11 protein-coding genes are annotated in these 11,878 nt (G+C 70.0%); all 11 read left to right on the top strand.

Annotation, left to right across the window (positions count from 1 at the left end; genetic code table 11):
- Positions 1-41: 41 nt before the first annotated feature.
- On the top strand, positions 42-1,196 hold the full coding sequence (locus tag ACWGI2_RS14400; protein WP_453695764.1) for an ROK family transcriptional regulator: 1,155 nt from the start codon (positions 42-44) through the stop codon (positions 1,194-1,196).
- Positions 1,197-1,645: 449 nt separating this feature from the next.
- Positions 1,646-2,527 carry a cell wall protein gene (locus ACWGI2_RS14395; RefSeq protein WP_453695523.1) on the top strand — a complete coding sequence of 294 codons (882 nt, stop codon included), beginning with the start codon at positions 1,646-1,648 and terminating at the stop codon, positions 2,525-2,527.
- A gap of 77 nt (positions 2,528-2,604) precedes the next feature.
- Positions 2,605-3,396: a GntR family transcriptional regulator gene (locus ACWGI2_RS14390; RefSeq protein WP_453695522.1), complete on the top strand. Its 792-nt coding sequence runs from the start codon at positions 2,605-2,607 to the stop codon at positions 3,394-3,396.
- Positions 3,397-3,534: 138 nt separating this feature from the next.
- Positions 3,535-4,659, top strand: a complete 1,125-nt coding sequence (locus tag ACWGI2_RS14385) for a TIGR03364 family FAD-dependent oxidoreductase (protein WP_453695521.1) — start codon at positions 3,535-3,537, stop codon at positions 4,657-4,659.
- A gap of 17 nt (positions 4,660-4,676) precedes the next feature.
- On the top strand, positions 4,677-5,378 hold the full coding sequence (locus ACWGI2_RS14380; protein WP_453695519.1) for a phosphonatase-like hydrolase: 702 nt from the start codon (positions 4,677-4,679) through the stop codon (positions 5,376-5,378).
- Positions 5,375-6,427, top strand: a complete 1,053-nt coding sequence (locus tag ACWGI2_RS14375; protein ID WP_453695517.1) for an ABC transporter ATP-binding protein — start codon at positions 5,375-5,377, stop codon at positions 6,425-6,427. Before ACWGI2_RS14380 ends, ACWGI2_RS14375 begins: the two co-directional genes overlap by 4 nt.
- A complete protein-coding gene (locus ACWGI2_RS14370; protein WP_453695516.1) occupies positions 6,420-7,394 on the top strand; it encodes a 2-aminoethylphosphonate ABC transporter permease subunit in 975 nt (324 codons plus the stop codon). Before ACWGI2_RS14375 ends, ACWGI2_RS14370 begins: the two co-directional genes overlap by 8 nt.
- Positions 7,381-8,178 (top strand): ABC transporter permease, encoded by a 798-nt coding sequence (locus ACWGI2_RS14365; RefSeq protein WP_453695515.1) that lies wholly within the window; start codon positions 7,381-7,383, stop codon positions 8,176-8,178. Before ACWGI2_RS14370 ends, ACWGI2_RS14365 begins: the two co-directional genes overlap by 14 nt.
- A gap of 43 nt (positions 8,179-8,221) precedes the next feature.
- Complete coding sequence (locus tag ACWGI2_RS14360) at positions 8,222-9,304, top strand: 2-aminoethylphosphonate ABC transporter substrate-binding protein (RefSeq protein ID WP_453695513.1); 1,083 nt, start codon at positions 8,222-8,224, stop codon at positions 9,302-9,304.
- 163 nt (positions 9,305-9,467) lie between these two features.
- Positions 9,468-10,961 (top strand): alkaline phosphatase family protein, encoded by a 1,494-nt coding sequence (locus tag ACWGI2_RS14355; RefSeq protein ID WP_453695512.1) that lies wholly within the window; start codon positions 9,468-9,470, stop codon positions 10,959-10,961.
- 71 nt (positions 10,962-11,032) lie between these two features.
- On the top strand, positions 11,033-11,812 hold the full coding sequence (locus tag ACWGI2_RS14350) for an HAD-IIA family hydrolase (RefSeq protein ID WP_453395708.1): 780 nt from the start codon (positions 11,033-11,035) through the stop codon (positions 11,810-11,812).
- Positions 11,813-11,878: the final 66 nt, after the last annotated feature.

Genomic DNA, 11,878 nt, shown 5'->3' with positions numbered 1-11,878 from the left:
GGGGTGTGAACAGCACTGATGAGGCGAGGGCGGGTACGGGCATGGGGGGTATGGCAGGTGCGGGGAGCGGTGGCAGGACGGGTGCCGGGGTGAACCTGCCGGCGCTGCGCGGGCACAACGCCGCCCTTGTCCTCGACCTGCTGCGCACGGCCGGGGACGGCGGCATAAGCCGCCTCGAACTGGCCGAGCGTACGGGGCTCACGCCGCAGGCCGTCAGCAAGATCACCGCGCGGCTGCGTACGGAGGGTCTCGCGGCGGAGGCGGGCCGGCGCGCCTCGACGGGCGGCAAGCCGCGGACGCTGCTGCGGCTCGTCCCGGACGCGGGCCACGCGATCGGCCTCCACCTGGACCGCGACGAGCTGACGGCGGTCCTGGTCGACCTCACCGGCCACGTGGTCGCGGAGCGCCGGGCGCCGCTGGATTTCGCCGCTGGTGCGGAGGCGGTGGTGGACGCGGCGGTGGGGGTGGTGCGGTCGCTGGTCGGAGACCTTGATCGGGGTGATGGCGGGACGCGGGGGTTGCTCGGCGTCGGGGTCGCGCTGCCCGGTCCCCTCGACCACTCCGACGGGGTGCTGCATCGCGTGACCGGTTTCCCCGCGTGGGACGGGTTTCCGCTGCGGGACGCGTTCGCCGGGCGGCTCGGGCTGCCGGTGGTCGTGGACAAGGACACGAACGCGGCGGCGCTCGGCCTCGCGCTGGGCGGGGTGGCGGAGTCCTTCGCGTATCTGCACCTCGGGACGGGGCTCGGCGCGGGGCTCGTGCTGGGCGGGGGGCTCTACCGCGGGGCGCGGACGGGGGCGGGCGAGTTCGGGCACCAGGTGATTCAGCTGGACGGCCCGGAGTGCGAGTGCGGGGATCGCGGCTGCATCGAGGCGCTGTGCCTGGCGGCGGTCGCGCGGGGCGATCTGGACGAGGCGGCGCGGGTGCTGGGGGTGGGGGCGGGGAACTTGGTCAGCCTGCTGGACATCGACCTTGTCCTGCTCGGCGGGCGGGTCGTCTTGGCGGACGAGGGGCGCTTTGTGCGGGGCGTGGGTGCGGTGGTGACTGCGCGGGCTAGGCGGGGCGGAGGCGGCGCGGAGGTCCCGGTCGCTGTGGCGTCCGGGGGTGATCGGGGCGTCGCGGAGGGCGCTGCGCAGCTGCTGCTTGCGCCGTTGTTTGGGCGGGCGGATGTGGGGTTTCCGGGGGGCCGGGGGTAGGGCGGGGTTGGGGGCTTGGGGCTTGGGGCTTGGGGCTTCGCTTTTTGCTGCGGGTGTGTGGGGGTTGGGCGCGCAGTTCCTCGCGCCCCTTGGGGGGTGGTGCTGCTCGGGAGTGTTCTCGGTGGGCCGGGGCTGGGGGGTTGGGGGTCGGTTTTTTGGTGCGGGTGTGTGGGGGTTGGTCGCGCAGTTCCTCGCGCCCCTTGGGGGGCGCGGTGTCGCTCGGGCAAGGGCTTCGCTGGCCCGTGGGTTGTGGTGGTCGTGGCAATCGGGATTTGTGGAAAGTCGGCTGATAGGAGGAACTTGCGCGGGGCAGTCGGCCGTACGGAGTTGTGGCGTACTCGGGGGCGGCCTCGGGCGTGGCAAGGTCGCGGGCCATGAGCCGTGTCATATGGGCCTAGCCCCCGCCCCCCCCAACGCCTCGCCCGCTCCGCGCCCAGCAAAGGCCCCTCATGCGACTCCGCCGCTCTCTCGCCTCCGGCATCACCGCCGTTGCCGCCGCCGCGCTCGTGGTGCCGACGAGCGACGCCGCGGCAGCGGCCGCGGTCGTGCAGCGGCCTCACGCTGCCCAGCCCCCCACCTGCTCCGACCCAAGCGGCGACGGCTTTCCCATCGGGACGCGGATCCGGGGAGGGCCCGCCACCTACGAGGCCGGAGGCGGCTACCGCAAGTGGTCCGTCGAGTTGGCCAACACCACCCGTGGCAGTTGCGGGAACATCCACCCGGTCGTCGTCATCGTCGACAAGGAGCGCGAACTGCGCCCCCGCCAGGTCCAGTTGGAGTTCCACGACGGCACGCGCTGGCGCCCCGTCGCGTTCGAACGGACCGACCGCGACGAGAACGTCGGCGTCTTCGACGACGGATTCCCCGGATTCACGGTCAAGGCGGGACGGACTCTCACCGTCAAGGCGCGGCTCTCCTTCACCTCCGAGGCCCGTTCCGAGCGCGCCGTCATCTCCGCCGCCGTCGTCCAGCGCCGTGACGACGACGGGGACTGGGTGGGCGAGTCGGAGGACTATCCGTTCGGTATCGGTATCGGTATCGGTATCGATATCGGCATTGGTGACGGGGATGGAGATGGAGATGGGGGCGGGGGCACCGGTACCGACCGCGACGACAGTGGGGGCGTCGGGCCCGCGGACCGTGACGTTCCGGACAGCGACGGCGGCCATGAGCGCTCCGACGCCGGAGGGTTCCCGTACGCCGATGAACTCGCCGCCACAGGACCCCGAGCCCTGCTCGGCGTCAGTGCCGTCGCCGGTGCGCTGTTCGCCGGAGGGTGGGCACTCGTCGCCGGGGCCCGGCGGCTGCGGGGCGCGCGCAGCAGGCGCTGAGCCCCCCCCCGCACGCGAAGCCGCCGCCACCCCCTCCGTTCACCCGCCCGTTCACATCCGTCTGCGAACATCCCTGGGTGGACAACCCGAACTCCCCGCACCCTCCCTCCCACCTGCTCGGCCAGGCTCCCGGCGCCCCCATCCGCTCCGGCATTCCCGAGCACGGCCGCATCCCGAAGTACTACGCGGTGAAGGCCCGGATCGCCGAGCTGATAGAGGAGTTGGGGGACGGGCAGACGTTGCCGACCGAGCGGGATCTCGCCGTGCGGTACGAGGTCGCGCGGGAGACCGTGCGGCAGGCGCTGCGTGAGCTGCTGCTCGAAGGGCGGCTGCGCCGACAGGGGCGCGGCACCGTCGTCGCGGGCCCCAAGCTGGAGCAGCCGCTGTCCCTCGCGAGCTACACGGAAGGCGTACGGCGGCAGGGGCGTATCCCCGGGCGAAATCTCATCTCCCTCGACCGGTTCCCCGCCCCGGAAGCACTTGCCGCCGAGATCGGGGTCGGGCACGGCGAGCCCGTCTGGCACATGGAGCGTGTACTGCTCGCCGACGACGAGCGGGTGGGGCTCGAAAGTACGTATGTCTCCGTTGCCCGAGTCCCCGCGCTTGACCGGGAGTTCGAGCCCGACTCCTCCTTCTACGCCTACCTGCGCGACCAGCTCGGCATCTCCTTCGGCGACGCCGACGAACGCATCGAGACCGTCCTCGCCACCCCCCGCGAGGCCCTCCTCATCGGCACCCCTCCCGCGCTGCCCATGCTGCTGATCCACCGCCTCTCACGGGACACGTCCGGCCATCCGCTGGAGCGGGTCCGCACCCTCTACCGCGGCGACCGGTTCTCCTTCACCACTCACCTGGGCAACGGCGGCTGACCCGTCGGCGGTCTCCTCTTCCCATCGCCCCCTTGGTAACGAGAACGTAACGGGTCTAGGCCAACCTTGGGTGGCCGTTCACCATCCCGTCGCCGACAGGACCACAGCGGGTCACTCGCCCCCAGGAGCGTTGCCGCCGTGAGAGTCATCGTCGTAGGAGCCGGCGTGGTGGGAACCATGCACGCCTGGCACGCAGTGGAACGCGGCCACGAGGTCGTACAGATCGAGCGCGAGAGCGAGGCCCGCGGCGCCTCGCTGCGCAACTTCGGGCAGATATGGGTGAGCGGCCGCGCCGGCGGCGAGGAGCTTGACACCGCCCTGCGGGCCCGTGAGCTCTGGGAGGAGATAGGTGCGAGGGTGGAGGGCATCGGCTTCCGGGCCAACGGCTCCCTCACCCTCGTACGCAACGAACGCGAGCGCGCGGTCGCCGAGGCCGCCCTCACCCGCCCCGACGCGGCGGCCCGCGGCTACAAGCTGCTCGACGCCGCCGAGGCCCGCGCCCTCAACCCGGCGCTGCGGGGTGACTTCATCGCCGGATTGTGGTGCGAGCGGGATGCCGCCGTGGAGCCGCGCACGGCTCAACTCCGGCTGCGCGAGGCACTTCGCGCCTCTCCCCGCTACACCTTCCTGCCCGGCCGCGAGGTCCGCGAAGTCGTCGGCGAGAACGCGGTGCGGGACGACCACGGAGACGTACACACCGGTGACGTCGTCGTGCTCGCCACCGGTGCCTGGCTCGGCGGCCTCGTGCGGGAGCTGGCCGGGTCCGACCTGCCCGTGCGGCGCGTGCGGCTGCAGATGATGCAGACGGAGCCCCTCGGTGAGCCGCTCACCACCTCCGTCGCCGACGCCGACAGCTTCCGCTACTACCCGGCGTACAAGTCGGACGCCCTCGACGCGCTCAACGCCGGACAGGCGCAGACGCCGACCGCCGCCGAGCACAAGATGCAGCTCCTGATGGTGCAGCGCAAGGACGGCGGACTGACCATCGGCGACACCCACGAGTACGAGCACCCCTTCGCCTTCGACACCCTCGAAGACCCCTACGACCACCTGACCGAGGTCGTCGAGGGCTTCCTGGGCCGCCCGTTGCCGAAGATCAAGCGGCGCTGGGCCGGGGTGTACGCCCAGTGCGTCGACACGGCCCGTGTCGTGCACCGGCAGCAGGTCCGCGAGGGCGTGTGGCTGGTCACCGGGCCCGGCGGGCGCGGCATGACGTGTTCGCCCGCGATCGCGGAGAAGACCGCCGACCAGTTGGGATGGTGAGGGAGATGGTGAGGGAGTTGACCGCAGACAGCAGCAGCATCGGCCTCGTGGTTCTGGACATGGCGGGGACCACCGTCGCCGACGGAGGCCTCGTCGAGCAGGCCTTCTCCGCCGCCGCGCGGGAACTCGGCGTCGAGCCGGACTCGGCCGACCACGCGGAGAAGCTGGACTACGTACGCGCCACCATGGGCGAGTCGAAGATCTCCGTCTTCCGCCATCTGTTCGGCGAGGAGGCTCTTGCCCAGCGAGCCAACGTGGCCTTCGAGAAGGCGTACGGGGAGCTGGTCGACGGCGGCAGGATCGCGCCGATCCCCGGCGCGCGGGAAGCCGTCGAGGAGCTCAAGTCAGCGGGTCTCACCGTGGTGTTGACCACCGGCTTCGCCCGGGTCACGCAGGACGCCATCCTGGACGCGCTTGGCTGGCGGGACCTGGTCGAGCTGACCCTGTGCCCCGCCGACGCGGGCGGTCGCGGGCGGCCCTACCCGGACATGGTGCTCAGCGCCTTCCTGCGGACGGGGACGGTGGACGACGTCCGGCAGGTCGCCGTCGTGGGCGACACGGCGTACGACATGCGCAGCGGGGTGCGGGCCGGGGCCGGTGTGGTCGCCGGTGTGCTGACGGGAGCGCACGACGACGAGGCGCTGCGCGGCGCGGGAGCCACCCACGTCCTCGGGTCCGTCGCCGAACTGCCCGCTCTTCTCAGGGGTGTCGGGGAATGAGCAGCGGCATCCGCTTCGATCGCGTCTCGGTCGCCTACGGCAGGAACACCGTGCTCGACTCGCTCGACCTGACCGTCGAGCCCGGCGAGGTCATGGCCCTGCTCGGCCCTTCGGGCTCGGGCAAGACGACCGCGCTGCGGGCCGTCGCCGGGTTCGTGCGGCCGGCGTCCGGGCGGGTGTTCATCGGGGAGCGCGACGTCACCGGCCTTCCGCCGCATCAGCGGGGGATCGGAATGGTCGTCCAGCAGTACGCGCTCTTCCCGCACATGCGGGTCCAGGACAACGTCGCCTTCGGCATGAAGGCGCAGAAGGTCGCCAAGTCCGAGATACCGGGGCGGGTCGCCGAGGCGCTGGAGATGACGGGGATGGCCTCGTACGCCAAGCGGTTTCCCCGGGAGCTTTCCGGAGGGCAGCAGCAACGGGTCGCCATCGCGCGGGCGTTGGCCATTCGGCCGGGGGTGCTTCTGCTCGACGAGCCGCTTTCCGCGCTCGATGCGCAGTTGCGGTCGGGGATGCTGGGGGAACTTGCCCGGTTGCACCGGGAGTTGCCCGACGTTTCTATCCTGTACGTCACCCATGACCAGGTCGAGGCTTTGACTCTGGCCGATCGGATCGCCGTCATGGACAAGGCGTGCCTCAAGGACTGCGGGACTCCGCAGGAGCTTTATCGGGCGCCTCGGACCGAGTTCACGGCGTCTTTTGTGGGCAATGCGAATCTCCTCACGGTGCGGGTGGGGTCCGGCACCGTCTCGTTCGGCGGTACTGATCTGAAGGTCGACACAGCGGGTGCGGCTCGGGGCGCCACCGCCACGTTGTGTGTGCGGCCGCACCTGGTCGGCCTGGGGGATGGTCCCAACGCCCTGACGGGCAGCGTTGCCGAGGTGCAGTGGCGGGGGGCCACCCATCGGTTGTACGTCGATGTCGCTGGGCAGCGGGTGAAGGCGGACCTTCGGGAGCTTCGGACTCCGCCCCGTATCGGTGACGACGTCACGCTGCACTTCGCGCCGGAAGACGCGGTGCTGCTGGCTGGTGGGGTGACCGATGGCTAGCTCTGGTGGACGCCTCTTGAAAAGTGACCCGGCAGTGGGGGCTGTGCCCACCCTTCCCCAAGCTCTCGGCTCCGCTCGAGCAGGGGAGGCCCCAATCGCCCTGCGGAACGCCTGCCCACAGCCAGGGCGGCCGGAAGGTACGCGGCGACAGATACCCCGCTTCGTGTGGGCCCTGCCCCCCATCGCTCTCCTCGCCCTCTTCTTTCTCTACCCCCTCGCCCTCGTCGTCCAGCAGTCCGTTCAGCCCGACACCGGGGGGACCTCCCTTCAGCCCTACTCCGACGTCTTCGCCTCCGAAGCGTTCCGGGAGGCGCTCGGGACCACCGTGTGGCTGGCCGTCGGGTCCACCGTCGGGTGTCTCGTGCTCGGGTTCGCGCTCGCGCTGGTCATCGCCTTCGTGCCGTTCCCGGGAGGGAAAGCCGTCGCCAGGTTCATCGACGTCTTTCTCTCCTTTCCGTCCTTCCTGATCACCCTCGCCCTGCTGTTCATCTACGGCACCAAGGGCATGGCCAATGGGATGTGGACGGACGCCACCGGGGCCGCCGAAGGTCCTTTCCAGTTCCTCACCACCCCATGGGGCGTTCTCCTCGCCGAGATCACGTATTTCACGCCCTTCGTGATGCGACCCCTGCTCGCCGCCTTCTCGCAGATCGACACCGCGCAGCTGGAAGTGGCGTCGAGCCTCGGGGCGAAGTCCGGCCGCATCATCCGGCGGGTCATCCTGCCCGAGGCGCTGCCCGCCCTCGCCGCGGGCGGCAGCCTCGTACTCGTCATGTGTCTGAACGAGTTCGGGATTGTGCTCTTCACCGGCGCGAAAGGGGTCACGACCCTTCCCATGCTCGTGTACAGCAAGGCCATTCTCGAGTCCGACTATCCGGCGGCCTGTGTCGTCGCCGTGGTCAACATCGCGATCTCCGTGGGCCTTTACAGCCTCTACCGGGTGGTGAGCCGTCGTGTTGGTGCATAGCCGCAAGGGGAAATGGGCCACCTGGCTTCTTTTCTTCGTCTTTTTCCTGCCGCTTTTCGCGGTGCCTCTCCTCGTGATTCTGGCCGCCTCGTTCTCCTCGCACTGGTCCGGCGCCTTTCCCTCCGGATTCACCACGGGGCACTACGAGTCCGCCACCCGCGGGGAATCGCTCAAGGCGCTCACCACCAGCCTGGTCACCGCCGTCAGCGCCAGCCTGCTCGCGCTTGCCGTCGGGTCCTGGGCCGCGCTCGCGGCCGCCTCGCTGAAGAGGGGCGGCAAGCGTGTGCTCGACACCCTGTTCATGCTGCCGGTCGCCGTGCCCTCCGTCGTCGTCGGGCTCGCGGTCCTCGTCGCGTTCAGCATGCCGCCGATGATCCTCAACGGCACGCGCTGGATCGTGATCCTCGCGCACACCATTCTTGTCACGGCGTTCGCCTACCAGTCGGTTTCGGCTGCCATCGTCCGACTCGACCCGGCGTACGAACAGGCCGCCGCATCGCTCGGTGCCCGGCCCTCGTACGTCCTGTGGAAGGTGAAGCTGCCGCTCCTGCTGCCGTCGCTCAACGCGGCCGCGGGCCTCTGCTTCGCGCTCTCCATGGGCGAGTTGAGCGCCACGATGATGCTCTATCCGCCGGACTGGATGCCGCTTCCCGTGCAGATCTACGCGGCCACCGACCGCGGCTCCCTGTTCACCGGCGCCGCCGTCGCGGTGGTCCTGATGGCGGCGACGCTGCTCGTCCTCTTCGGCGTCTCCCGCATCCGCACCCGCGCCTCCTACCGCTGAGCCAAGACCTCATCCCCCAAGGCTTCAAGGAGTACGAAACGTCATGTCGCGTCACACCCGCATCAGCACCCGCACCCGCACGCTCGCCGCCGTCTCCGGGAGCCTCGTCCTCGCCGGATCCCTCACCGCGTGCGGCGGTGAATCCTCCGCGTCCGACGCGAAGGAGGTCACCGTCTACAGCGCCGACGGCCTCAAGGGCGAGAACGGCGACGGCTGGTACGACCAGGTCTTCAAGGACTTCGAGAAGAAGACCGGCATCAAGGTGAACTACGTCGAGGGCGGCTCCGGCGAGATGGTGCAGCGCGCCGTCCGCGAGAAGTCCAACACGCAGGCCGACGTCATCATCACCCTGCCGCCGTTCATCCAGCAGGCCGACGAGAAGGGCCTGCTCCAGGCCTACAAGCCCAAGGGTTCCGACCAGGTCGACGGCGCCGACAAGGCCGCCGACGGCAAGTGGACCTCCGTGGTGAACAACTACTTCGGCTTCATCTACAACAAGAAGGAGCTCAGCGGCTCCAAGGCGCCCAAGACGTGGGAGGACCTCACGGACTCCTCGTACAAGGACAAGGTCCAGTACTCCACGCCCGGTGTCGCGGGCGACGGCACCGCCGTGCTCATCAAGGCGATGCACGACTTCGGCGGCAAGAAGCCCGCCATGGACTACCTGAAGAAGCTCCAGACGAACAACGTCGGTCCTTCCGCCTCCACCGGCAAGCTCGCGCCCAAGGTCGACAAGGGCGAGCTCCTCGCCGCCAACGGCGACGTCCAGATGAACTACGCCCAGTCCAAGGACATGCCGAACCTCGGCATCTGGTTCCCGGCGAAGGAGGGCGGCAAGCCCACCACCTTCGCGCTGCCCTACGCGGCCGGCCTGGTGAACAAGGCTCCGCACAACGCCAACGCCAAGAAGTTCCTCGACTACCTGCTCAGCCAGAAGGCCCAGCAGCAGGTCAGCGAGATCGGCGGCGGCTTCGCGGCACGCAAGGACATCAAGGCCACCGACCCCAACGCGGTCGCGCTCGACAAGATCGTCGACGGGGTCGAGGTCTTCGAGCCTGACTGGTCCGACATCTCCGAGAACCTCCAGACGTACGTCGAGGACTGGAAGTCGGCGACCGGTAGCTGAGCGTTCACCCGGTAGCTGAGAGTTCACCGTCGCACCCCTGGCCCCGGGGTGTTCGGTAGCGAAAAGATAACGGGTATGGACCCAACGCCCCTGGTTCTCCAGGGGCGTTGGCGTGCGCCCGCCCCTCACGAACGCCGACCCCCTACGAACCTCGGAGGACCACGTGTCGTCAGGCATCTCCCGCCGCTCGCTGCTCGTCTCCACCGCGGCCGCCGCCCTTGCGGCGGGCCCCCTCGCCGCCGTCGCCAAAGCCGCCGCCAAGACCCCCAAGGTCCTGGTCATAGGCCTCGACGGCGCCCTGCTCGGCAGAATCAAGGACGCCGACGCGCCCGCGCTCAAGGGCCTGATGAGCGCGGGCCTGACCGCGCCGAGCAGCATCTACGCCAACCCGCTCGCCCCCACCTCGTCGGGCCCCGGCTGGTCGACGCTCATCACGGGTGTCTGGCCCGACAAGCACAAGGTCGTGAACAACGAGTTCACCGGCCACAACCTCGCCGCCTACCCGGACTTCATGACCCGCATCGAGGCCGCGAAGCCCAGCCTGCGGACCTACGCGGTCTCGTCCTGGGCCCCGATCACCGACATCATCTTCTCCGCGAAGGTCGACACCCGGGTCTCCACGCCCGGCGCCGAGTACGACACCGGGACCACCGCCCGCGCCGTCGCCGAGGTGAAGAGCGGCAACCCCGACGCGGTCTTCGTCCAGCTCGACAACATCGACCACGCGGGCCACGACAGCGGCGCCGCGAGCCGGGCCTATCTCGACGCCATCCACGGCGCCGACGCCCAGGTCGGCCAGATCGTCGCCGCGGTCAAGTCCCGTGCCACGTACGGCGAAGAGGACTGGCTCATCATGATCACCGCCGACCACGGGCACACCGACCCCGGCGGCCACGGCGGATCGAGCTGGCCCGAGCGCCAGACCTTCATGATCGCCACCGGTGGCGGGGTGACGGCGGGTTCGGTCCGCCACGACGTCCGCATGCCCGACATCGCCGCCAGCGCCCTCGCCCACCTCGGCGTCGCGATCGACCCGGCCTGGGGTCTGGACGGCCGCCCGGTGCAGCAGCCCACGCCGGACGCGTTCGACGCGCTGCGGGCCAAGCTGACGGGGCCCGTCGACGAGACCGGCATCGGCGCCGGAGTCATCGGGTTCACGCACACACCGCCGAGCGGCTGGAGCGTCGACAACTCCAGGATGGGCACGGGCGGCATCACCGAGTGGCGCGGCTGGTCCTTCACCACGGACGAGTTCTGGACGAAGGCCCAGCGGGACCAGCAGCGCGAGAACAACATCCGCGCCCGTAACGTCTTCGCGGTCGCGGACGGCGACGAGTGGACCGACAAGTCCTTCTCAGGAACCTTCGACTCGACGCTGGTCAGCCCCCCGTACGCCGTGCGGGGCGGCGCGCGGGCCACCCTCACCTACACGACGTACTACCGCCAGGAGGCCCCGCAGAAGGGCGAGGTGCTCGTCTCGTACGACGGAGGGGCCCCGGTCACGGTGAAGACGTACACCGCGGACACCCCCTCCGTCGTCGAGAACATCGCCCTCCAGGTGCCCGCGGGAGCCGAGAAGGCCCAGGTCCGCTTCCGGTACACCGGCGGCAACAACTGGTATTGGGTGATCGACGGGGTCAAGATCACGGCTTCCTGATTAGGGTGGGGGCGTCGGCACAGCGCTGTCCCGGCGCCCCAGCCAACCCGTACACCGCAGGAGTGCACCCCATGGCAGAGCGCAAGCCCATCGAATCGTGGCTCACCGACATGGACGGCGTGCTCATCCACGAGGGCGTCCCGATCCCCGGCGCCGACGCCTTCATCAAGAGGCTCCGGGAGTCCGGCAAGCCCTTCCTGGTCCTGACGAACAACTCGATCTACACCGCGCGCGACCTCCAGGCCCGGCTGACCCGCATGGGCCTCGAAGTGCCCGTCGAGAACATCTGGACCTCGGCGCTCGCCACCGCGAAGTTCCTGGACGACCAGCGCCCCGGCGGCACGGCGTACGTCATCGGCGAGGCGGGCCTCACCACCGCCCTGCACGACATCGGGTACGTCCTGACCGACCACGCCCCGGACTACGTGGTGCTCGGCGAGACCCGTACGTACTCCTTCGAGGCCATGACCAAGGCCGTACGGCTGATCAACGGCGGGGCCCGCTTCATCTGCACGAACCCGGATGAGACCGGGCCCTCCATGGAAGGCCCGCTGCCCGCGACCGGGGCCGTCGCCGCACTGATCACCAAGGCCACGGGCCGCAGCCCCTACTTCGCCGGAAAGCCGAACCCGCTGATGATGCGGACGGGCCTCAACGCCATCGGGGCGCACTCCGAGACCAGCGCCATGATCGGCGACCGCATGGACACCGACATCCTCGCCGGTCTCGAGGCCGGGATGGAGACGTTCCTGGTACTCACGGGCCTGACCTCCCGGGGGGACATCGACCAGCACCCGTTCCGGCCGTCCAACATCGTGGACTCCATCGCTGACCTGGTCGATCGCGTGTAAGACCACCCGTTTGCCGCACACGGGAGGCGTGAGCCGCCGCCGCGCGTGAACCTCGAAACAGGAGGT

The sequence above is a fragment of the Streptomyces sp. NPDC054866 genome (assembly GCF_053610745.1).
The sequence above is the reverse complement of the archived record's forward strand: the minus strand, read 5'-3'. Positions and strand labels throughout refer to the sequence as shown.